Source organism: Actinomadura latina NBRC 106108, from assembly GCF_001552195.1.
GTDB classification, from domain to species: Bacteria; Actinomycetota; Actinomycetes; order Streptosporangiales; family Streptosporangiaceae; genus Spirillospora; species Spirillospora latina.
Window position 1 is genome coordinate 82,050 of sequence record NZ_BCQS01000008.1, and the last position, 22,573, is coordinate 104,622.

Here is a 22,573-nt window from a genome sequence, read left to right on the forward strand (position 1 = left end):
CACCATGAGGAGGGGAGGCGGCGGCGACACCTGGGCGCTCCGCGCTCAGACCTCCTTGCGCGCCTCGCCCACGGCCCGGACGAGCTCCTCGACGTCGGCGGCCGTGGTGCGGTGGCTGATGAGGCAGGCGCGGAGGGCGGCGCGTCCGTTCAGACGTACCGGGCTGATCCACGCACGCCCGCTCTGGACGACCTTCTGGGCGAGCGCGTCGTGGTGCTCCCACGTCGCGGTCCCCGGATCGGCGAAGCAGACGACCGGGAGCGGGGTGTCGTTGACGATCTCCCAGCCGGCGGCGGCGAGCCCGCCGCGGAGCACGTCCGCGAGGGCGGCGTCGCGTTCGAGCTGCTCGGCGTAGCCTTCGCGGCCCGCGGCGGCGAGACTGAGGAACAGTTTGAGGCCCATGAACCGGCGCGACCACTGCTGGCTGGACGTGTAGGGGTCCACGGTGTCGGGGATCTCGGCCGGCATGTAGGACGTCGTGACCCGGAACGTCTCCGCGAGGCCCTCCCTGTCGGTGCACAGGAAGGCGCCCGCACCCATCGGGACGCTCATCCACTTGTGCGCGTCCACCGTGACCGAGTCGGCGCGCTCGATACCGGACAGTGCGGGCCGCAACCGGTCGGACAGCACCGCCGCGCCCCCGTAGGCGGCGTCGGCGTGGAGCCGCAGACCCTGCTCGCGGCACAGGTCGGCGGCCTCGTGCAGCGGGTCGATTATTCCGGCGGACGTCGTCCCGGCGGTCGCGACGACGAGGAACGGCAACTCGCCCCGCGCCCGGTCGGCGGCGATCCGCTCGGCCAGCCGCGCCGTGTCCATGCGCAGGTCCGGGCCGGTGGGGACGAGCCGGACGGCGTCCCGTCCGATGCCGGTGGCGTGCGCGATCTTGAGCCAGGCCAGGTGGCTCTCCGCCGACGCGTACATGACCGGACGGCCGTCCAGCGCCCGCAGCCCCCGCTCGCCGTAGTCCGGCCACGTCCTCGTGAGCGCCAGCAGCACGGCGGTCATGTTCGCCTCGGCGCCGCCGCTGGTGAACGACCCGGCGACGGCGTCCTGCGGATGGCCGAGCCGCCCGCCCAGGAAGCGCAGCAGATGGGCCTCGATCTCCGCCGCCGCCGGTGCGTGCGACCACGCGGCCAGTTGCGGGTTGAACGCGGCGGCGAGCGTCTCACCGACGACGCCGAGCAGCGTCGGCGTCGGGTTGAACAGGCCGAAGTAGCGCGGATGGGTCGTGTGGACGGTGGTGGCGCGCAGCAGCCCGGCCACGTCCTCGATGACGTCCAGCGCGGGTAGCGGACGATCGAAGCCGTAAGCGCCGATCGCGTCCCGGAGTTCCTGGACGTCCACCGGGGCGCTCACGCCGCGTCCGGCGATCTGCCCGCGCTCGTCGCCGAGCAGTTCCACGACGTGCCGCCAGAGTCGCGCGGCCGCGTCCGGGTGCGGGTCGAAGGAGGCCCGCCCGAGAGGGAGAAGATCCATGCCACCGACTCTCGCGCTCACGTCCGACGAGGCCAAGTGGCAGCATTGACCATTACCGCTAAATTAGTGACATGCACACGCTCGCCGTCGCCGTCACCGAAGCGGTGCCGATCTTCGAACTGGCCATCCCGTGCGAGGTGTTCGGCTACGAGCGTCCGGGCCTCGCCGGCTGGTGGTACGACTTCCGGCTCTGCGCCGCCCCCGGCACCCGCACGGCCGCCGGGTTCGCCGCACCCGCCGCGCACGGCCTCGACGCACTCGCCGAAGCCGACACCGTGGTGATCCCGGCCTGCGCGAGCGTCATCGACGCCCAGCCGCCCGACCTGGTCGAGGCCGTCCGTGCGGCGCACGCCGGCGGCGCCCGGATCGTCTCGCTCTGCACCGGCGCCTTCGTCCTCGCCGCCGCCGGACTCCTGGACGGACGCCCCGCGACGACCCACTGGATGCACGCCGGCCAACTGGCCGCCCGCCACCCCGACGTGATGGTGGACGCGTCCGTCCTCTACATCGACGACGGCGACGTCCTGACCAGCGCGGGCACCGCCGCCGGCCTCGACCTGTGCCTGCACGTCGTCCGCAACGACCACGGCGCCGCCGTCGCCGGCGCCCTCGCGAAGCGCCTGGTGATGCCCGCACACCGTCCCGGCGGCCAGGCCCAGTACATCGACGCGCGAACCGTCGACGAGGCCGGCGAACTCGGCCCGCTCCTCGACTGGGCCCGCCGGAACCTGCACGAACCCCTGACCATCGCCACGCTGGCCCGCCACGCCAACGTGACCACCCGCACCCTGATCCGCCGCTTCCACGCCGCGACGGGCACGACGCCCATGGCCTGGCTGCGCGGTATCCGCATCGACCACGCCCGCGAACTGCTGGAGACCACGCCGCTCCCGGTCGATCAGATAGCCGCGCGCTCGGGCCTGGGCAGCCCCGCCAACCTCCGCCACCACTTCACCCGCACCGTGGGCGTCCCGCCGACCACGTACCGGCGCACCTTCTCGAACACGACACCGGACGTCCGCTAGAGGCAGCCGGCCCCGGTGACTTAGAGCGGGGAGGTCAAGGCTGAGTCGCGGCTCAGTGACGTCTCCTGGTCGACGCGCGACAGCTTGTCGGGGTTGCGGACGAAGTACAGCCCGGTGATGAGGCCGTCCTCGATCCGCATCGCCACGATGGCGTCGGTCTCTCCGCCGAGCCGCACGACGAGCGCCGGGCAGCCGTTGAGCTGGACGGGCTCGAACGACATGTCGGCCATCAGCGTCCTGGCCGCCAGCCGGCGGATGCCGACGGTGAGCAGGCGGGCCACCTTGCGGGCTCCCGCGATGGGCCGCTGGACGGCCTGCTTGCGTCCGCCGCCGTCGGCCAGCAGGACCACGTCCGGTGCGAGCATGTCGAGCAGACCTTGCAGGTCGCCGGTTTCGACCGCCCGCTGGAACGCCTTGAGCGCGGCCCGGGTCTCGGCGGGGGAGACGACGTCGCGGGGGCGGCGGGCGGCGACGTGCGAGCGCGCCCGGTGCGCGACCTGCCGGACGGCGGCGGGGGTCTTGCCGACGGCTTCGGCGATCTCGTCGTAGGGCAGGTCGAACACCTCGCGCAGCACGAACACCGCGCGCTCGGTCGGCGTGAGCGTCTCCAGCACCAGCAGCATCGCCATCGAGACGTTGTCGGCCAGTTCGACGTCCTCGGCCACGTCGGGCGTGGTCAGCAGCGGTTCGGGCAGCCACGGGCCGATGTAGGTCTCCTTGCGGCGGCCGAGCGTCCGCAGCCGGGTCAACGCCTGGCGGGTCGTGATCCGGACCAGGTACGCGCGTTGGTCGCGCACGCTGCCGAGGTCGACGCCCGCCCACCGCAGCCACGTCTCCTGCAGGACGTCCTCGGCGTCGGCGGCCGACCCGAGCATCTCGTAGGCGACGGTGAACAGCAGGTTGCGGTGGGCGACGAACACCTCGGTGGCGGAGTCGGATGTGCTCATTGCTCGGTCGCTGTGCATGGCTCCCGCCCGGTCGGTCTCAACAGTGCTACGCGCACAAGACGCCTGCCGCCGCCGATTTGTGACGTCCACGCCCGGTGGTTCATGTCACATGAGCTGTGCCGTCACAAGAATCCCGTCTCCGGCATCTCGTGGTCGTCAGGACGCCGCGCGGACGGTCCGCGCGGCCCGCACCACCTTGAGTGAGGAAGAGGCCATGGCCATCACGGAGGCTCCGGCGGTCGCTTCGCGCCGCTGGGCCGCGCTGTTCTTCATCGGGCTGGCCCAGCTCATGATCGTTCTGGACGGCACAGTCGTGAACATCGCGCTGCCGTCAATCCAGCGGGATCTCGGCATCTCCGACGGCGACCGGCAGTGGATCATCACCGCGTACACGCTGGCGTTCGGCGGCCTGCTGCTGCTCGGCGGCCGGATCGCCGACTACACCGGGCGCAAGCGGACCTTCCTGGTCGCGCTGCTCGGCTTCGCCGGCGCTTCCGCGCTGGGCGGCGCGGCGTCCGGTTTCGAGATGCTGCTGGTCGCCCGTGCCCTCCAGGGCGCGTTCGGCGCCCTGCTCGGGCCGTCCGCGCTGTCGCTGCTGACGGTGATGTTCACCCGCCCGGCGGACCGCGCCAAGGCGTTCGGGATCTGGGGCGGCATCTCCGCCGCGGGCGGCGCGATCGGCCTGCTGGCGGGCGGGGCGCTGACCGAGTACATGGACTGGCGCTGGTGCCTGTACATCAACATCCCGATCGCCCTGGTCGCGGTGGCCGGCGGGTACGCGATGCTGACCGAGTCGCGACGCGAGGGCAGGGCCAAGTTCGACATCCCCGGCGTGCTGCTCGTCACCGCTGGGCTGGTCGCGGTCGTGTACGGCACCGGCCGGGCCGAGTCGGACGGCTGGCGTTCGGCGACCGTCATCGGCCTGCTGGCCGCCGGGGCGGTGCTGCTCGCCGCGTTCGTCCTCGTCGAGCGCCGGGTGCCGGAGCCGCTGCTGCCGCCGCGCGTCATCGCCGACCGCACCCGCGGCGCCGCCTACCTGGGGGTGGGGCTGGCGGGGGCCGGCATGTTCGGGGCGTTCCTGTTCATGACGTACTACCTGCAGGTCGCCAAGGGCTACTCGCCGATCAGGACGGGCGTGGCCTTCCTCCCGATGGTCGTGACGGTGCTGGTGTCGGCCGGCGGGATCAGCGCCCGGCTGCTGCCCAGGGTCTCGCCGCGGGCGCTGATCGTCCCCGGCATGCTCATCAGCGCGTGCGGCATGCTCTGGATGCTCACCCTCGAACCCGGCACCGGGTACGCCCGGGGCGTGCTGGTCACGGGCGTCCTGTTCGGGTTCGGCGCGGGCATGATCATGCCGGTCGCCATGAACTACGCGACCCGCGGCGTCGACCCGGGCGACGCGGGCGTGGCGTCGGCGACCGTCAACGCGGCGCAGCAGGTCGGCAGCTCGATCGGCATCGCGTTCCTCAACACCATCGCCACCAGCGCGACCGTGGACTACCTCGCCTCGCACGGCAGGAGCCCCGCCGTCGCGAAGCAGGCACTGGTGGAGGGCTTCGGGACGGGCAGCGCCTGGGCCGCCGGGATCCTCGTGGCGGGCGCGCTGATCGTCGCCGTCCTGATGAACACCCCCCGCCCCGAGTCCGAGCCCGCCGCCGACGCCGAACCGAGCGTGCCGCAGCCCGCACACTCCTGATCCCCGGGACGGATCACCCGGCGGCCGGCGCCGTCCGGGTGGTCCGTTCCGCCACGGTCTGCTGGAAGCGGGGGCATTCGGTGATGTCCTCGTGCTCGCAGCCCAAGGCGCCTTCGAGGAGTTCCAGCGACGCCTGCGCCGTGGCGATGCGGTGGCGGAGCGCCTCGGCCTCCCGCCGCAGCGTCTCCCGCCGCTTCCCGAGGTCGAAACCGGCCGTGAGCGTGCCGATGGCTTCGAGGGAGAGCCCGGCGTCCTTGGCGCGCAGGATGACCGCGACGCGCGTGAGGTCGGCGGCGGTGTAGCGGCGCCGCCCGGCGGCGTCGCGGGCGGGGGCGAGCAGCCCCACCGACTCCCAGTGGCGCAGGACGTGGGTGGCGAGGCCGAAGCGCCCGGCGAGGGCGCCGATGCTCATCTGCCCGCTTGACTTCATGTCGACATTAACTCGCATGCTGGCGTCCATGACCAGCGACACAGAGAAGGCGCGCGACTCGACGGACGCCCTCATCCGGATGCTCGACGCGGCCGAGAACCTGCAGGCCGCCGTCGACCTGCGGCTCCACTCCTACGACCTGCTCGGCGCCGGACCCGGGACGTCCGTGGTGGACGTGGGCTGCGGCGCCGGGCGGGCCGTCGCGGAACTGGCCGGACGAGGCGTGGACGCCGTCGGCGTCGACCCGGACGAGAAGATGATCGCCGTCGCCCGCAGCCGGTGGCCCGACGCCGATCTCCGCCCCGGAGGCGCGTACGACCTGCCGCTCTCCGACGCGTCCATGGACGGCTACCGGGCCGACAAGGTTCTCCACATCCTCGCCGAACCGGAACGCGCGCTGGCCGAGGCCCGCAGGGTCCTGACGCCCGGAGGACGGATCGTCCTCGTCGGCCAGGACTGGGACACCATCGTCATCGACTCCGGCGACCCGGCCCTCACCCGCACCATCGTCCACGCCCGCGCCGACCTGGTGACCGATCCGCGCTCCGTGCGCCGCCAGCGCAACCTGCTGCTGGACGCCGGCTTCCGCGACGTGGCGGTCGAGGTGCGCACCGGCGTGTTCACCGGGCCGACGATGCTGCCGATGCTCGAAGGAATGGCCGAGAGAGCGCGTGCCGGCGGCGCCGTCACGGACGAGCAGGCCAACGGCTGGCTCGCCGACCAACGCAGCCGAGCCGAGGCCGACCGCCTCTTCCTGGCCCTTCCCCTGTTCGTGGCGGCCGCGACCGCACCCCGCTAGAAGACGGGGGTGTCGTCGCGGGTCAGGTGCCAGTTCTCCGTGTGGAAGGTGGCGGGGTCGATGGTGCCGGCGGCGGAGGCGTATTCGACTATCGCCTCGCGGATCGCCACCTGCGCGTTGTAGACCACCGGGGCCGTGGTGATGTGGGGGAAGCCTCCTCCGCTTGACTGGCGGTAGTTGTTGACCGCCACTACGAACTGCTGGTCGTCCGCTACCGGGGCTCCGTTGTAGGTCATGCCGGTGATCCGGGAGCCTTCTGGTTTGGCGATGTCGACGTTGTAGGCGACGCCGGAGAACTGGTCGTAGTTGTAGTCGGGACGGTTGTTGGCGTTCGTCCAGGAGGCCGGGTCGACGGGGGCGTCCGCCGCGACCTGCTTGAAGTACTGGGCGGAGTACTCCAGGTAGTCCTTGATCTGCGAGCCCGTGAGGATGCTGGCCAGGAGGGTGTTGTCGTAGATGTAGAGGCCCGCGATGTCCCTGATGGTGACCTTGCCGGCGGGGAAGGTGGCGGCCCGGCTGAAGGGCGCCGCGATCGACACCACGGGGAGCGACGCGTGTTCCGAGCCGGCCAGCGCGGCCTTCACCTTCTCGGTCTGGACGAGGTGGACGTAGTCGAGGATCGCGGTGTCCTTCCAGCAGGATTCCGCGGCGGACATCTCCTCGGTCGAGGTCGCCACTTCCTTGTTCACGTAGGCCACTACCGCGTCGTGCTGCTTCTTGACCAGGGTGACCAGGTGCGGGTCCTCTTGGACGGTGTTCGAGTTCACCGTGGTCGCCGACTTGTCGGTGACCTTCCAGCGGCCGCGCGAGTGGGTGAGGGTGAGGTCGAAGATGGAGAGGCGCTCGCCCCAGCACTTCGGCTCGCTCATCACGACCGTCCGGCCGGTGGCCTTGTTGGTGACGAAGCGTTCCGGGATCTCCAGGTGGGCGTGCCCGAACAGGATGGCGTCGATGCCGGGGACCTGCTCGGCGACCAGGGCCGCCGCGTTCTCGATGGGGAGCGCGTCACCGTAGGAGGACGTCCCGCTGTCGCCGGAGTGGGCGCTGATGATCACGACGTCGGCGCCGCGGGCGCGGATGACCGGGACCCAGCGGCGCGCGGTCTCCACCAGGTCCAGGAAGTCGAGCTTGCCGGAGACGTTGGCCTTGTCCCAGATCGCGATGCCCGGGTTTGTCAGGCCGAGGAGGCCGACGCGGATCGGCGGGTAGCCGCGGACGTGCATCTTCTTGATGATGTACGGGCGGTAGGCGGGACGCTGCGTTCCCGTGTGGACGGCGTTGGCGGCCAGTGCCGGGGCGTCCATCTGGCTGATCCACGTGTTCAGGAACGGGATGCCGTAGTTGAACTCGTGGTTGCCGAGCGCCACCGCGTCGTAGCCGATGGCGTTCATCTGGCGGGCCATCGGGTGCGTCCCGCCGGTCTCGGTGATCGGCTCGACGGTGGCGTAGTAGAAGCCCAGGGGAGTGCCCTGGATGGTGTCGCCGGCGTCGAAGAGCAGGGTGCGGTCGCGTCCGCGGGCGGCGCGGACCTCGTTGACGAGGCTGGAGACGCGGGCCAGGCCGACCGTGTTCCCGTCGCGGTCGCTGTACTCGGCGTCCTTGTAGTAGTCCCAGTTGACCGCGTGGCTGTGGATGTCGGACGTGCCCATCACGGTGATCGTCACCGACCGGCCGTGCGGCGCCGCCGAGGCCGTGCCCGGCCAGCCGGCGACGGCGAGGGCGCTCGCGGCGGTCAGGCCGCCGAGGACCTGCCGGCGGCTGACCCCGTCCGGGACCCGGCACGAGCACCAGCGGGGCTGTGGATTCTGCATGACGCACCGTTCCTTCCGGAGGGGACGGCAGAACGATAGGCCCGCGGATCGGCGTCGATGCCGGTGGAATCCGCCGATCCTGGAGGGGGATCGTTGGCACTCCACTCCAATGCCGAGCACCTCGAAAGGGGAGCGGCGCGCGTCCGAAACTCCGCGCCGAGAGTGTGTGGCCTGGGTCACACGGGACGCTTGATGTCCCAGTAAGTGACTCTTAAACCAGTTCCTTCCCTTTTCGACACTGTTGCCGTGTCTGGCGTTTCATGTTCCTCTAATTAAGACATTGTCCGGTTGCGGATCGCTCCTGGCCGATTCCGCGCCGCCGCCATCTAGCCGCCCAGCCACCGACGACGCACGCACGCCAACGCAGCGACAGCGGAGGGTACGGATGCGCAAGGAGACGCTGGAGAGCTTCGTCCTCGGGGACGTCCTCCGGTCACAGGCGCAGGTTCACCGAAGGCAGACGTTTCTCAAGTTCCGGGACGGCGAGGTCAGCTACGGCGAGGTGGACGCCGCCGCCGACCGGCTGGCACGGTCCCTCGCCGGGGCCGGTATCGGACGCGGCGACCACGTGGGCGTGATGCTGCCCAACTGCGCCGACCTCGTCCATCTCGTGTTCGCGCTGGCTCGGCTCGGCGCGGTGGCCGTGCCGATCAACATCGCGTACAAGGGCGACCTGCTGCGGCACGTCCTGGACAGCTCCGATTCGGGCTGGCTCATCATCGACGGGCCGTACGCGGAGCGGGTCGCCGATGTCGCGGAGAGGCTGCCGAAGCTCAGGGGCGTGCTCGTGCGCGACGCCGCCGGGGCCGGTGTCCTGGTCGACCTGCTGGGCAAGCCGGCACGCGAGCTGAACTCCCTGCCGGACGAGGGCGGCACGGTCGATGTGAAGGTCGGCTTCGGGGACCTTCAGGCGATCATGTACACGTCCGGGACGACCGGGCCGTCCAAGGGCGCGATGGTCCCGCATGCGCTGGCGCTGACCTGCGCGTACGACTCGCTCGACTTCCTCGACCGGTGGGGCAAGACGATCTACTGCCCGCTGCCGCTGTTCCACGCGGCGGCGCTCTGGGACGGCATGCTGTCGGCCCTGCTGGGCGGCGGCTCGATCGCCATCGTCGAGCGGTTCAGCGCGTCCAGGTTCTGGGACGACGTGCGCCGCTTCGACGCCCAGGTCTGCATGAGCGTGTTCTCGATGATCCCGATCCTGCTGAACCGGCCCCCGACGTCGCGGGACCGCGACCACCGGCTGGAAACGTTCTACATGGGCAAATCCAACCTCGACGAGCCGATGCGGGAGCGGTTCGGCGTCCGGTCGGTGGAGACCTACACCAGCACGGAGGCGGGCATCGCGACCGGCAGCCCGTACGGGGAATGGCGGGTCGGCTCGTGCGGGCAGGCGCACGAGGAGCGCTTCCACGTCGCCGTCGTGGACGAGCAGGACCGGGAGGTCGGGCCGGGAGAGCCCGGCGAGCTGGTGCTGCGGCCGAAGCAGCCGTTCGTCCTCACGACCGGCTACTACGGCAACTGGGAGGCGACCACCCATTGCTTCCGGAACATGTGGTTCCACACCGGGGACCGGGTATGGCGTGACGACGACGGGTATTTCTACTTCCTTGACCGCATGAAGGACGCCATCCGCCGGCGCGGGGAGAACATCTCGGCCTTCGACCTGGAGACCGAGATCAACCAGCATCCGGCGGTGCTGGAGTGCGCCGCGATCGGCGTGCCCTCGGAGCTGGAGGACGAGGACATCAAGGTGTCGATCGTCGTGCAACCGGACACCGGGCTCGACCCGGAGGAGCTGGCCGCCTACTGCCGGGAGCGGCTGCCGCGCTCGATGGTCCCCCGCTACGTCGAGTTCGTGGACGCCCTGCCGCGCACCCCCACCGACAAGGTCGCCAAGTACAAGCTGCGCGCGCAGGGCGACTCCGGCATCACCGAGACGACCTTCGACCTGGAGGTGGGCGGCCGGTGAACTGGGACGACACGCCGGAGCAGGCCGCCTTCCGCGAGGAGGTCCGGGCCTTCATCAAGGAGAGGTTCCCCGCTTCGTACCGTCCGGCCGGGGACGAGGAGCAGAGCCTCGAACCCGAGGACGTCGCGGGCTACAACTGGCCCGTCGACCGGGTGTCCGATGATCCGGGACGGCGGGACGGGGCCAGGGCGTGGGCCGCGGCGCTGGCCGAGCGAGGCTGGATCGCGCCGCACTGGCCGGCGGAGTACGGCGGCGCCGGGCTGTCGCCGCTGGAGGAGTTCGTCCTGCACGAGGAGATGATGCGGGCGCGGGTGCCGGTCGTGAACGGCATCGGCGCGTTCCTCCTCGGCCCGACGCTGCTGGTGCACGGCACCGAGGATCAGAAGGCCCGGCATCTGCCGCCGATCGCTTCGGGGCAGGCGGCGTGGGCGCAGGGGTTCTCCGAGCCGGGGTCGGGCTCCGACCTGGCCTCGCTGCGGACGCGAGCCGTCCGGGACGGCGACGTCTACGTCGTGGACGGCCAGAAGGTGTGGACGTCCCTCGGGCAGTACGCCGACTGGCTGTTCGTCCTGGTCCGTACTGATCCGGATGCGGAGAAGCCGCACCGCGGCATCACGTTCCTGCTCATCGAGGTGGACGCGCCCGGCGTGACGATTCGTCCGATCACCGACATCCGCGGCGCGGCGCCGTTCTGCGAGATCTTCTTCGAGGGCGTCCGGGTGCCGGTGGCGAACCGGGTCGGCGAGGAGAACCGCGGCTGGTACGTCGCGATGTCCGCGCTGGGCTTCGAGCGGGCGGGGATCGGCGCCACGATCAAGTACGAGCAGGCGCTCGCCGAGCTGGTGACCTACCTGCGCTCCCCGGAGGGACGGCGGTTCGCCCGGAACACGCCCGCGATCCGGCAGGAGATCGCGCGGCGCCAGACGGAGATCCGTGTGCTGTACAACCTGGCCCGCTACACCGTGTCGAAGCAGGCGGCGGGGGACGAACCCGACTTCGAGGCGTCCATCAACCAGCTGTTCGGCGCCGAACTGCACCAGCGGCTCGCCCGCACGGGCGCGCGCGCGTTCGGGCGGTCCGCCGCACTTTGGGAGCGAGAGAACGCCCCACTCAACGCCACGTTCACCCACATGTGCCGCGACTCGGTGGCGTCCACCTTCCTGGGCGGCACCACCGAGATCCAGCGCAACGTCATCGCCACCCGGGGCCTGAACCTGCCCCGCAGCTAACACCAGGAGGAGCGAACCCGTATGCCCGACGAGAACGCCTACGAGACCGTCGACCTGCGGATCGAGGAGCGAGTCGCCTGGCTGACCCTGAACCGGCCGGACAAGCTGAACGCTCTCACGCCCACCACCATGACGGAGCTGCGCGACATCTTCACCCGCGTCGACGACGACGAGGACGTCTGCGTGGTGGTGCTGCGCGGCGCCGGCGAGCGCGCGTTCTGCGCCGGGATGGACCTGGCCTGGTCGGAGAAGCTGACCCCGCGCGAACGGATCGAGCAGGGCCGGCTCGGCGAGAAGACGTTCGCGATGATGGAGCGGACGTCCGTACCGGTGATCGCGGCAGTGCACGGGTACGCGGTCGGCGGCGGACTGGAACTGGCGCTCGCCGCCGACTTCATCATCGCGTCCGACAACGCGAAGATGGGGCTGGTCGAGATCACCCTGTCGGCCCGCCCGCCCTACCGGCCGAAGATGACCGAGGACGGCGACCCCGACCAGCCCGAGTTCGGCGGGTCGGCGCCCGGCTGGGGCGGCGTGAAGCGGCTGCCGGAGCGCATCGGCAAGGCCCGCGCCAAGGAGCTGCTGTTCACCGGGGCGCGGATCGGCGCCGACCGCGCGCTGCAGCTCGGCCTGGTCAACGACGTGTATCCGGCGGACGAGTTCGACAAGCGGATCGGCGAGCTGGCCGAGCGCATCGCCGCGATGAACCGCTACAACCTGCGCCTCGTCAAGGAACTCGTCACCTACGGCTACGACTGGATCGAGCCGCACCCGAGCTAGGCCGTGATTAGGAGGACCCGTGCAGATCTATCGCATCGATCATGTCGCGCAGGTGACCCACGACCTCGACGCGCAGGTCGCGCTGCTGTCCGGGCTGTTCGGGTTCCGGCGCGTCCGGAGCTGGGACAACCCGGGCGAGGGCGTGCGCGGCGCCCGGCTGGAGATCCCCGGCAGCCGCGGCCAGGCGTGGGAGGTCGTCTCCCCGTCCGGCGACGGCTCCGCGTTGCAGACCTGGCTGGACGAGCATGGCGGACGCCCCGGGCTGCATCACGTCGGCGCCGAGGTGCCCGATCTGGAGGCCGTCCAGGCGGAACTCGAAGTGCGCGGCATCAAGCCGACCGACGGGGCACGAGGACGGTGGCTGGAGGCGTCGCTGAGCCCGCCCGAGGCCGGCCCCGGCGTCCTGTGGCGGCTCCGAGGGCCCGGCAGCCTGGACATGTGCGGCGATTCTTCCGCTTCGTCCGTCGAGACGGGCTCCTCGGACGGGCCCTCCCTCGGCATCGTGGCGCTCGACCACATCTGCCAGGCGTTCCACGACCGCGACGCGCTCGCCCACTGGTACCACGAGCTGGCGGGGTTCGTGCAGGTGTGGCGGACGGCCGACGAGGAACATCCCGACATGGCCGACCTCGTCCTGAACATCCCCGGCTCGGCGATCTGCTGGGAAGTGATCATGCCGCGCGGCGAGGACTCGTTCATCGAGAAGTTCCTCGCCAAGGGCGGCCCCGGCGCCCACCACGTCACGTTCGAGGTCTCCGACTGGGACGCGGCGATGGCGGCCTGCGAGCACCACGACACGCCGACGTTCGATGACGAGGAGGGCGTCACCGACGGCGCGGCCTGGAAGCACACGTTCATCCATCCGAAGAAGACCGGCGGCGTCCTCGTCCAGCTGTTCTGGGAGGAACGGCCTGGTGTTTGGGTCCGCTCTGACAAGGTGCCGCCGCCATGGACCTGAGCCTGACCGAGGACCAGGAGCTGATCGCCTCCACGGCCCGGGAGGTCCTGGCATCTCGTTCGGCGACCGCCGGGGCGCGGGCCATGGACGGCGACCCTTCCGGCTATTCGGCCGCGCTCTGGAAGGAGATGGTCGAACTCGGCTGGACGGGCCTGGCCTTCCCGGAGGAGCACGGCGGCGTGGGCGGCGACTTCGTGGACGTATGCCTGCTGTTCGAGCAACTCGGCTACGCCCAGGTACCGAGCCCACTGCTGGCATCGGTGGCTGCCTGCGGTCTGCCGGTAGCCCGCTTCGGGACGTCCGCCCAGAAGGAACGGTGGCTGACCGCCATTGCGAACGGCGAAATCGTGACAGCCGCGCCGCTTCCCTGGGACCGTCCCGACGAGGGCCCGACCGCGGCGCGGGACGGCGACGCCTTCGTTCTCAACGGGACGGCGACATTCGTCCCCTATGCCGCCTCTGCCGAGCACATCCTGGTGGTGGCACGTCTCGACAACGAACCGCACGCCTTCTGGGTGGACGCTTCGGACGTCACGCTGCACCCGCTCGGCACGATCGGCGGGGGCCGTCCGTGCCATGTCGAACTGGACGCCGTCCGGGCTCTGGACGCTCTCGGCCCCGACGCCGCCGACGCCATCTCCCTGTTCGGAGCTGCTGCGACCTGCGCGGAAATGGTGGGCGCGGCGCAACGCGTCCTCGACATGACCGTCCAGTACGCGACGGAACGGGAGCAGTTCGGCCGCGCCATCGGCTCGTTCCAGGCCGTCCAGCACCACTGCGCGAACATGGCGATCGACGTCCTCGGTTCCCGGTTCATCGCCTACGAGGCCATCTGGCTGCTGTCCGCGGACCGGGACGCCGCACAGGAAGTGGCCATGGCCAAGGGATGGGTGAGCGAGGCATACGAACGAGTGTGCGCGCTAGGCCACCAGGTGCACGGTGCCATCGGCTTCACCCAGGAACACGACCTGCACCTGTTCTCCGAACACGCCATGACCGCGTCCCTGTCCTTCGGCGACCCCGACCACCATTTCGACGCCCTCGCCGACGACCTCAGCCTGCACTGAGACAACGAGCAACGCCCGGCCGGGACGGATCCGGCCGGGCGTCGCCCGTCCTCGGAAGATCCTGCGTGGGGGGCGGTGGCCGATCGCCTGGGAACGCTCGGTCCGCGTCCGGACGCCTCGCCATCCACACCTTGCAACTCCGCGAGACCGCATCACACTGAAAGGCTCAGTTTCGGCGGCGCGGTGCGTAGTTGCAATCGGTCCGGACCGCAGTTGACAAATACCGTAGGCGGGCGATGTTGAAGTCACCCTGGGGCGTGTGCGTGGCCGGGGTCTCTTTTTCTGCCGATTTTAGTGTGGTGGCTGCGGGTGGGTGGCTGAGGTGGCCTTCCGAAGGTGGGATCGCCTTGTTCCTGCAACCTCGCCCCGCTCTGTCGACGACATCACAGGCCGTGCGCGGGGTCGTGGTGAACGCCCGGCCGGTGTGTTCCGGCCGGGCGGTCCTTGTGGCTTCAGTTCGGGTAGACGGAGTACACCATTCGTTTGCCGGGGTGTTCGCCGACGGTCCAGATGGTGCCGAGGGTCGGGTTCGCCGGGTCGGAGCCGCCCTGCCAGTGGGACAGGTCCTCCGGTCCGATGGCCAGGTCCTGCCGCTTGTCGATCTGCAGCGTGACCGTGGACGACGTCGCCGGTTCGGTCTGGATGAGGTCCCCGGCGCCCGTGTCGCCGTGGCTGCGGCTGAGGTACCAGCGGCCGTTGAACCGCGTCGCCCCCTGGACGTTGCTGTCCGGCAGCTTGTGGGCCACGTCGGCGTTCCACCGGTAGGACGTGTCCATGATCAGGTTGTTGTTGCCGTCGAACGCGCCCGAGATCGGCCAGGCGGCGACCCGTCCGTTGGCCTCCCTCGCTCCGTCGCACCACTCGCCCGCGAGGAGGTGGTCGGTACCGCTGCGGTCGAGGGAGACGTAGGAGAACTGCGGCGACTGGTCGGAGGCGGTGCACGTCTCGCCGGTCTCGCTGGTCCGCGTCCATGAGCCGACCTGCGGCATGACGTACCGGTAGCTGTAGCCGTAGTAGGTGTCGCCGACGAGGCCGACCCAGTCCTTGTTGCTGGTGGACCCGTTCGTGGACGCGCCCAGGTCGTAGATGCGGCGCATGTCGAACATCCGGAACCCGCGCGCGGTGTCGGCGACGAACAAGTAGTTGCCGTACCAGAGGATGCCGCCGGCGTGCAGCGGCGTGCTGTAGTCGCCGCTGGACGAGTCCTGCGACACCCGTACGGCGTCGTAATCGCCGTTGGCTCGCGGATACACCAGGAGGACGTGCCGGTAAGCGCCGGTGTAGGGGTTGATGAAGCTGATGCGGACGCCCTTGACCGGGTTCTTCGTTGTGGAGTTGTGGTCGTACCAGCTGACGATGACCGGCTGGTAGCCGTCGCCCCACACGCGGTCGCCCTGCATGTCGGCGACTGTGGTGATGCCCTGCGGATACCAGTCCCCGGTGCCGTTGTCGCCGGCGTTGAAGCAGATGCTCCGCTGGATGTCGACGTTGCTGCCCGATGTGAGGGCGTCCGGGTTGCAGGCGCCGCCGACGGTGACCGGCGTCGTCTCGCTCTGCCGGTTGAGGTCGTTCATGATGCCGGTGACGGTGGCCTTCACCAGCGGAAGGGCGTCGGCGCGGTCCTGCAGGTCGGTTCCGTAGGAGTTCGGACGGAGCTGGAAGTTGGCGAGGGAGAGCTCGTCCGCGGCGGCCGGGGCCTGCTGCGCGGTGAGCAGGGCGAGGGCCAGGGGCAGGACGGCGAGGGCGGCCGGACTTCGACGTCGGCGCATGCGCACTCCTCACGGCCGGGCCCGGCCGTGAATCTGGAGGGAGCGGCGGGAACTCCGGCCAAGATCGACAATGTCGGCTTGATCAAGATGTCACGAATGTCGCGCTCGTTCCATAGCGCTTTCCGGAAGTAAGTGATCAGGTTCACTTTTCGTGATCCGGGCGGCATAGGTTTGCGGGATGGACGTGGTCGTCGCCGTCGTCGCGACGCTGGTGGTGACGTGGGTTCCGGCGCTGCTGTGGTGGCGGCGGCAGGGGCGCGGTGGTGATCTGGGCGGGCCCGCGCGGCGGGCGACGTTCGAGATGCTGCACACCGCGTCGCGCGCCGCGCCCGCGTTCCGGGCCGGGCTGACCGAGCAGGGCGCGCAGAAGGCGGCGCGGCACCTGCGGGCGCTGCTCGACTGCCCGGCGCTCGCCATCACCGATGGGGAGCGGCTGCTGGCCTGGGACGGCGAGCACGACCATCATGCGGCGGAGGGGCTCGCGCACGCCGGGGTCACGCTCGGGAACGGGCGCACGCAGGTTCACGATGTGAGCTGCGACCGGATCGACTGCCCGATCCGCCGGGTCGTGGTGGTTCCGCTCGCCACTGATGACCGGGTGGTCGGGACGCTGGCGGCGTACGGGGAGGAGGTCCCGGCCGGGCTGATCCGCGCGGCCGAGGAAGTCGCGCAGTGGGTCGATGCCCAGCTTGAGCTCGCCGAGCTGGATCATTCGCGGGCGCTGCTGATGGAGGCGGAGATGCGGGCGCTGCGGGCGCAGATCTCCCCGCACTTCATCTACAACTCGCTGACGACGATCGCGTCGTTCGTCCGGTCCGATCCGGAGCGGGCGCGGGAGCTGCTGCTGGAGTTCGCCGGTTTCACGCGGTACTCGTTCCGGCGGCACGGCGACTTCACGACGCTTGCCGAGGAGCTGCGGTCGATCGACCGGTACCTGCTGCTGCAGCGGGCCCGGTTCGGCGAGGAGCTGCGGGTGACCCTGCGGATCGCGCCTGAAGTGCTGCCGGTGGCCGTGCCGTTCCTGTGCTTGCAGCCGCTTGTGGAGAACGCCGTCCGGCATGGGCTCCAGGACCGGTCGGAGCCCGGCCTCATCACGATCATCGCGGAGGACGCCGGGTCCGACTGCGTCATCAGCGTCGAGGACGACGGGATCGGCATGGATCCGGAGGAGGTCCGGGGGCTGCTCGCGGGGGAGCGGCGCACGCCCGCCGCGGACCAGGCCGGGATCGGGCTGGCCAACGTCGACGACCGGCTCCGGCAGGTGTACGGGGACGAGTACGGGCTCGCCGTCGAGACCGGGCCGGGCGCCGGGACGAAGGTCATCGTGCGTGTTCCCAAGTACCGGCCCGGGGTCACTGCCTCCTGACCTCTTGACTCTCCCGGCCGTGTTGACTGAAATGTGGCGGACGGGACGGGGAAAGGACGATGCGGTGAGCCTGCGTGTCCTGGCAGTGGACGACGAGGCGCCCGCGCTGGACGACCTCGTCCATCTGCTGCGCGCCGATCCGCGGATCGGCGAGATCCACACGGCCCGGGACGGCGCCGCCGCGCTGCGCAAGCTCGACCGGGCCCTCGCGGACGGACGCCCCGTCGCCGCCGTCTTCCTCGACATCCGGATGCCCGGCCTGGACGGCACCGTCCTCGGCCGCGTCCTCGCCCAGTTCGCCCGCGCCCCGCAGATCGTCTACGTCACGGCGTACGAGGGGCACGCCGTCGACGCGTTCGAGATCAAGGCGACCGACTACATCCTCAAGCCGGTGCGGCCGGAGCGGCTCGGCCTGGCGATCACGCGGGTGACCGAGGCCGCGGAGGAGGCCGGCTGGGCGGACGCCGCCGCCGGTCCCGCACCGGCGGAGCCGGAGCCCATGCCCGTCGAGCTGGGCGGAGTGACCCGGTTCGTCACCCCCGCCGAGGTCCTGTACGTGGAGGCGCAGGGGGACTACGCGCGGCTGCACACGTCCGGCGGCAGCCATCTGGTGCGCATCCCGCTGAACGCGCTGAGCGAGCGGTGGAGCGGCGCCGGTTTCGTCCGGGTGCACCGCAGCCACCTGGTCGCGCTGTCGGCGATCAAGGAGCTGCGGCTCGACTCGGGGCGCTGCACGATCGTCGTCGGCGACGCCGAGCTGCCGGTGGCGCGTCGGCATGTGCGGGAGCTGCGCGACCTGCTGGTGCGGCGCGCGAGGAGATCGTCCTGAGCCCGGCGGAGCGGCCGGCGGAGGGGCCGGCCGATCGGCCGGGGAAGATCGCGCCCGGCCGGACGCTGGTGACCGGGCCGCGGACCCGGACCGTCCGGCGCCCCCGCTACCCGGTGACCCGGGAGATCGACGAGCAGACCGGGCTCGGCGAGGCGTACATGCGGTCGCTGCTGCGCACGCAGCTCCGGCTCGCCGTCCGGCTGTGCCTGGTGCTCGCCGTCGTGGTGATCGGGCTGCCGCTGCTGTTCGCGGTCGTCCCCGAGGCCCGCGAGCGCGAGGTGTTCGGGCTGCCGCTGCCGTGGGTGGTGCTCGGCGGGCTGATCTACCCGTGGTTCGTCATGTGCGGCTGGTGGTACGTCCGGCAGGCCGAGCGCAACGAGGACGACTTCGCCGACCTGGTCGACCGCGCCGGGGACCGGCGGTGAACGCCGCGTACGGGCTGGCGGGGGTCCTGCTCGTCGTCGTCGCCACCGTCCTGATCGGCGTGCTCGGGGTGCGCATCTCCCGCACCACGTCCGACTTCTATGTGGCGTCCCGGACGGTGACGCCGCTGCGGAACGCGTCCGCGATCGGCGGCGAGTACCTGTCGGCGGCCTCGTTCCTCGGCATCGCGGGCCTGATCCTGGCGTACGGCGCCGACATGCTGTGGCTGCCGGTCGGCTGGACGGGCGGGTATCTGGTCCTGCTCGTCCTGGTATCGGCGCCGCTGCGCCGTTCCGGCGCCTACACGCTGCCCGACTTCGCCGAGGCGCGGCTGGAGTCGATGGCCGTGCGGCGCGCCGCCAGCGTCCTCGTCGTGCTGATCAGCTGGCTGTACCTGCTCCCTCAGTTCCAGAGCGCCGGGCTGGTGCTCCGCACGGTGACGGGCGCGCCGGTGTGGACGGGCGGCGTGCTGGTCGCCGTCGTCGTCGCCGTGAACGTGCTGGGCGGCGGCATGCGCAGCGTCACGCTCGTCCAGGCGTTCCAGTACTGGATGAAGCTGACCGCGCTGGCCGTCCCGCTGGTCTTCCTGCTGCTGGCATGGCGGGGCGACGGCGCGCCCGGCCTGTCGTCGGACGTCCCGCCGCGGTTCGGCGACCGGACGACCGTCGCGGTCGGCGTCGCCGTCACGGTGAACGTCACCGCGCCCGTGCGGGTCGTCGTGCACGGGAAGGTCGACGGGCACCACTACCCCGGCGCCCCGCTCACCCTGAACCCCGGGCCGCACCACATCGACGCGGACACGTCCATCGCCTTCCCGGCGGGCGCCGACGTCCCGCACGTGAGCGGACGTCCCGTCACCACCGACCGGGAATGGGCGCTGCCGCTCGACGGGCGCGAGCATTCGCTGTACGCGACGTACTCGCTGATCCTCGCCACGTTCCTCGGGACGATGGGGCTTCCGCACGTCCTCGTCCGCTTCTACACCAACCCCGACGGGCGGGCCGCGCGCCGCACGACCGTGATGGTGCTGTCGCTGCTCGGCGCGTTCTACCTGCTGCCCGCCCTGTACGGGGTGCTCGGACGCCTCTACACGCCCGAGCTGCTGATGACCGGGCGGGCGGACGCCGTCGTCCTCACCCTGCCGGGACGGCTGATCGGCGGGCTCGGCGGCGACCTCCTCGGCGCGCTGGTGACCGGGGGCGCGGTCGCGGCGTTCCTGTCCACCTCGTCCGGTATCACCGTGTCCGTCGCCGGGGTCCTGGCCCAGGACATCCTGCGCGGCGGCGTCCGGTCGTTCCGCGTGGGGACGCTGCTCGCCCTGGTCGTGCCGCTGGCCCTGGCGATCGCGGCCCGCTCCCTCGCCGTCGCGGACGTGGTCGGGCTGGCGTTCGCCGTCGCCGCGTCCACGTTCTGCCCGCTGCTGGTCCTCGGCGTCTGGTGGCGGCGGCTCACCGTCCCCGGCGCGCTCGCCGGGCTCGTCGCCGGCGGCGTCCTCGCGGGCAGCGCGGTCATCGTGACGATCGCCGCCGGGCCGCCGGCCGGGCTCACCGGCGCCCTGCTGGCCCAGCCCGCCGCCTGGACGGTCCCGATCGCGTTCACCGTCATGATCGTCGTGTCGCTGTGCACGCAGCGGCGGGTCCCGCCGGGCGTCGCCCGCATGATGGTGCGCCTGCACACTCCGGAGTCGCTCAACGTCGACCGGGGCACCTGGCGGCCCCGCCGGGTGTGACCCCGCCCAGCCGATTCGACCCCGCCCCGCAGGGTGCGGTCGCGTCCCGCCGGGTGCGACCGTTCATCGCGCCAGACTGACCGTTCATCGACGGGTTCAGCATCCCGGCGATGATGAACGGCACCTGACCGCAGCCTTGCCGCCGACCCCTCGTGCCCTCCGAGCTGGCTCTTTACGGTGGCGCGTGATCGGCATCACAACAGAGGAGGGGCGGTCGTGTCCGTCGATAAGAACGCCGCCGGCACCGTCTATGAACGGTTCCAGGGCACCGAGGAGTTCCAGGAACTCCGCCGCAGATTCCGTCGATTCGCATTCCCCATGACCGCCGCATTCCTCAGCTGGTACCTGCTCTACGTCGTGCTGTCCGGGTGGGCGCGCGACTTCATGGGCACCGAGGTGTTCGGTTCCATCAACATCGCCCTGATCTTCGGGCTGCTGCAGTTCCTGTCCACGTTCGGCATCGCGTACATGTACTCGCGGTACGCCGAGCGCCGTCTCGACCCGGCGGCGGACAAGCTCCGCGCCGAGATCGTCGCCGCGGACGCCCCCGTCGCGGAGACCGCGGAGGAGGCCCGATGAGCAACGAGACCCTGTCGATCAGCCTGTTCATCGTGTTCGTGTTCGCCACCCTCGCGATCACCGTGTGGGCCAGCCGGAACACCAAGAGCGCCACCGACTTCTACGCCGGCGGACGCTCGTTCTCCGGCATGCAGAACGGCATGGCGATCGGCGGCGACTACATGTCCGCCGCGTCCTTCCTCGGCATCGCCGGGCTCATCGCCCTGTACGGCTATGACGGCTTCCTGTACTCGATCGGGTTCCTCGTCGCGTGGCTCGTCGCGCTGCTGCTGGTCGCGGAGCTGCTGCGCAACTCCGGCCGGTTCACGATGGCGGACGTGCTGGCGTTCCGGATGAGCCCGCGGCCCGTCCGGACCGCCGCCGGCGTCTCCACCATCGTCGTGTCGATCTTCTACCTGCTGGCGCAGATGGTCGGCGCGGGCGCGCTCGTCTCGCTGCTGTTCGGCTTCACCAGCGACTTCGCCAAGGGCGCCACGATCGCGCTGGTCGGCGTCCTGATGATCATCTACGTGGTGTTCGGCGGGATGAAGGGCACCACCTGGGTGCAGATCGTCAAGGCCGTCATGCTGATGACCGGCGCGGCCCTGATCACGCTGCTGGTGCTCGGCAAGTTCGGCTTCAACCTCTCCTCGCTGCTGAAGGACGCCGCCGAGCAGAGCGGCAAGGGCGACAAGTTCCTGGAGCCCGGCCAGCGCTACGCCACCGAGGAGTCTGGCCTCACCGGCAAGCTCGACCTGATCAGCCTCGGCCTCGCGCTCGTCCTCGGCACCGCCGGGCTGCCGCACATCCTCATCCGCTTCTACACCGTCCCGACCGCCCGCGACGCCCGCAAGTCCGTCATGTGGGGCATCGGCCTCATCGGGGTGTTCTACCTGTTCACCCTCGTCCTCGGCTTCGGCGCCGCCGCCCTCGTCGGCTCGAAGGAGATCGCCAGGGTCAACCCGGCCGGCAACACCGCGGCACCGCAGCTCGCCGAACGCATCGGCGAGATCGTGTTCGGCGACGCCGGCGGGACGATCCTGCTCGCGGTCATCGCGGCCGTCGCCTTCGCGACGATCCTCGCGGTCGTGGCGGGCCTCACCCTCGCCTCGTCCTCGTCCTTCGCGCACGACCTGTACGCCCACGTGTTCCGCAAGGGCAAGGCCACCGAGCGGGACGAGGTCCGCGTCGCCCGCATCTCCGCGCTGGTGATCGGGGCCGTCTCCATCGTCCTCGGCATCTACGCGCAGCGCCTCAACGTCGCGTTCCTCGTCGCCCTCGCGTTCGCGGTCGCCGCGTCCGGGAACCTGCCCGCGATCCTCTACAGCCTGTTCTGGAAGAGGTTCAACACCGCGGGCGCCACTTCCGCCATCTACGGGGGCCTCGGCGCCGCGATCTTCTTCGTGGCGTTCTCCCCGGTCGTGTCCGGCTCCGAGAAGGCGCTGTTCACCGACCACGACTGGAGCTGGTTCCCGCTCAACAACCCGGGCCTGCTGTCCATCCCGATCGGCTTCCTGGCCGGGTTCCTCGGGACCGTCCTCAGCAAGGAGTACAACGCGGCCAAGTACGCCGAGATCGAGGTCCGCTCCCTCACCGGTGCGGGCGCCGAGGTCGCCGTCAAGGACTGACCCCCGACCCGCCGCGCGGGCGACCGTCGCCCGGTCCCGCGCGGCCCGCGGCCCCGTCCCGATCACCCCCGGGACGGG

19 protein-coding genes are annotated in these 22,573 nt (G+C 70.9%); 14 read left to right on the forward strand and 5 right to left on the reverse strand.

Annotated elements, in window-relative coordinates:
• Positions 1 to 45 precede the first annotated feature (45 nt).
• A complete protein-coding gene (locus AL2_RS14065; RefSeq protein WP_067633926.1) occupies positions 46 to 1,476 on the reverse strand; it encodes a pyridoxal phosphate-dependent decarboxylase family protein in 1,431 nt (476 codons plus the stop codon).
• A 71-nt stretch (positions 1,477 to 1,547) separates the two neighbouring features.
• On the opposite strand from AL2_RS14065, the gene AL2_RS14070 reads away from it, so the two are divergent.
• Complete coding sequence (locus AL2_RS14070; protein ID WP_067633928.1) at positions 1,548 to 2,501, forward strand: helix-turn-helix domain-containing protein; 954 nt, start codon at positions 1,548 to 1,550, stop codon at positions 2,499 to 2,501.
• 20 nt (positions 2,502 to 2,521) lie between these two features.
• Here AL2_RS14070 and AL2_RS14075 read toward each other — a convergent pair whose 3' ends face one another.
• Positions 2,522 to 3,448, reverse strand: coding sequence for an RNA polymerase sigma-70 factor (locus AL2_RS14075; RefSeq protein ID WP_210747593.1), 927 nt, complete (start codon positions 3,446 to 3,448; stop codon positions 2,522 to 2,524).
• Between the two features lie 214 nt (positions 3,449 to 3,662).
• Here AL2_RS14075 and AL2_RS14080 point away from each other — a divergent pair, with 214 nt between their 5' ends.
• Positions 3,663 to 5,144, forward strand: a complete 1,482-nt coding sequence (locus AL2_RS14080) for an MFS transporter (RefSeq protein ID WP_067633931.1) — start codon at positions 3,663 to 3,665, stop codon at positions 5,142 to 5,144.
• A gap of 13 nt (positions 5,145 to 5,157) precedes the next feature.
• On the opposite strand, the gene AL2_RS14085 is transcribed toward AL2_RS14080, so the two are convergent.
• Positions 5,158 to 5,592 (reverse strand): MerR family transcriptional regulator, encoded by a 435-nt coding sequence (locus tag AL2_RS14085; RefSeq protein ID WP_245666654.1) that lies wholly within the window; start codon positions 5,590 to 5,592, stop codon positions 5,158 to 5,160.
• A gap of 10 nt (positions 5,593 to 5,602) precedes the next feature.
• Here AL2_RS14085 and AL2_RS14090 point away from each other — a divergent pair, with 10 nt between their 5' ends.
• Positions 5,603 to 6,373, forward strand: a complete 771-nt coding sequence (locus AL2_RS14090) for a methyltransferase domain-containing protein (RefSeq protein ID WP_067634227.1) — start codon at positions 5,603 to 5,605, stop codon at positions 6,371 to 6,373.
• Here AL2_RS14090 and AL2_RS14095 read toward each other — a convergent pair.
• Positions 6,370 to 8,184 carry a bifunctional metallophosphatase/5'-nucleotidase gene (locus tag AL2_RS14095; RefSeq protein WP_067633935.1) on the reverse strand — a complete coding sequence of 605 codons (1,815 nt, stop codon included), beginning with the start codon at positions 8,182 to 8,184 and terminating at the stop codon, positions 6,370 to 6,372. The genes AL2_RS14090 and AL2_RS14095 overlap by 4 nt on opposite strands.
• A gap of 385 nt (positions 8,185 to 8,569) precedes the next feature.
• Here AL2_RS14095 and AL2_RS14100 point away from each other — a divergent pair, with 385 nt between their 5' ends.
• Genes AL2_RS14100 through AL2_RS14120 form a run of 5 tightly spaced genes read left to right on the forward strand, consistent with a single transcriptional unit; the run spans position 8,570 to position 14,193 of the window.
• Positions 8,570 to 10,159: an AMP-binding protein gene (locus tag AL2_RS14100; RefSeq protein ID WP_067633937.1), complete on the forward strand. Its 1,590-nt coding sequence runs from the start codon at positions 8,570 to 8,572 to the stop codon at positions 10,157 to 10,159.
• Complete coding sequence (locus AL2_RS14105) at positions 10,156 to 11,388, forward strand: acyl-CoA dehydrogenase family protein (protein ID WP_067633938.1); 1,233 nt, start codon at positions 10,156 to 10,158, stop codon at positions 11,386 to 11,388. Before AL2_RS14100 ends, AL2_RS14105 begins: the two co-directional genes overlap by 4 nt.
• A gap of 21 nt (positions 11,389 to 11,409) precedes the next feature.
• Entirely contained in the window at positions 11,410 to 12,168 is a 759-nt protein-coding gene (locus AL2_RS14110) for an enoyl-CoA hydratase/isomerase family protein (RefSeq protein ID WP_067633940.1), read from the forward strand.
• A 19-nt stretch (positions 12,169 to 12,187) separates the two neighbouring features.
• Positions 12,188 to 13,126 carry a VOC family protein gene (locus tag AL2_RS14115; protein ID WP_067633942.1) on the forward strand — a complete coding sequence of 313 codons (939 nt, stop codon included), beginning with the start codon at positions 12,188 to 12,190 and terminating at the stop codon, positions 13,124 to 13,126.
• Positions 13,117 to 14,193 (forward strand): acyl-CoA dehydrogenase family protein, encoded by a 1,077-nt coding sequence (locus tag AL2_RS14120; protein WP_067633943.1) that lies wholly within the window; start codon positions 13,117 to 13,119, stop codon positions 14,191 to 14,193. Before AL2_RS14115 ends, AL2_RS14120 begins: the two co-directional genes overlap by 10 nt.
• A 452-nt stretch (positions 14,194 to 14,645) precedes the next feature.
• On the opposite strand, the gene AL2_RS14125 is transcribed toward AL2_RS14120, so the two are convergent.
• Positions 14,646 to 15,962 carry a hypothetical protein gene (locus AL2_RS14125; protein WP_210747594.1) on the reverse strand — a complete coding sequence of 439 codons (1,317 nt, stop codon included), beginning with the start codon at positions 15,960 to 15,962 and terminating at the stop codon, positions 14,646 to 14,648.
• 178 nt (positions 15,963 to 16,140) lie between these two features.
• Between AL2_RS14125 and AL2_RS14130 the strand changes: the two genes are divergently transcribed.
• The 6 genes from AL2_RS14130 to AL2_RS14155 all read left to right on the forward strand — a co-directional run bounded on the left by AL2_RS14130 (position 16,141) and on the right by AL2_RS14155 (position 22,495).
• Positions 16,141 to 17,328, forward strand: a complete 1,188-nt coding sequence (locus AL2_RS14130) for a sensor histidine kinase (RefSeq protein ID WP_067633945.1) — start codon at positions 16,141 to 16,143, stop codon at positions 17,326 to 17,328.
• Between the two features lie 31 nt (positions 17,329 to 17,359).
• Positions 17,360 to 18,157, forward strand: a complete 798-nt coding sequence (locus AL2_RS14135) for a LytR/AlgR family response regulator transcription factor (protein ID WP_067633947.1) — start codon at positions 17,360 to 17,362, stop codon at positions 18,155 to 18,157.
• Positions 18,158 to 18,225: 68 nt separating this feature from the next.
• Positions 18,226 to 18,582 (forward strand): DUF485 domain-containing protein, encoded by a 357-nt coding sequence (locus AL2_RS14140; protein WP_245666656.1) that lies wholly within the window; start codon positions 18,226 to 18,228, stop codon positions 18,580 to 18,582.
• Entirely contained in the window at positions 18,579 to 20,309 is a 1,731-nt protein-coding gene (locus tag AL2_RS14145) for a sodium/solute symporter (RefSeq protein WP_067633949.1), read from the forward strand. The genes AL2_RS14140 and AL2_RS14145 overlap by 4 nt, the downstream gene beginning before the upstream one ends.
• 216 nt (positions 20,310 to 20,525) lie before the next feature.
• Positions 20,526 to 20,888: a DUF485 domain-containing protein gene (locus AL2_RS14150; protein WP_067633950.1), complete on the forward strand. Its 363-nt coding sequence runs from the start codon at positions 20,526 to 20,528 to the stop codon at positions 20,886 to 20,888.
• Positions 20,885 to 22,495: a monocarboxylic acid transporter gene (locus tag AL2_RS14155; protein ID WP_067633952.1), complete on the forward strand. Its 1,611-nt coding sequence runs from the start codon at positions 20,885 to 20,887 to the stop codon at positions 22,493 to 22,495. Before AL2_RS14150 ends, AL2_RS14155 begins: the two co-directional genes overlap by 4 nt.
• The last annotated feature ends 78 nt before the right edge of the window (positions 22,496 to 22,573 follow it).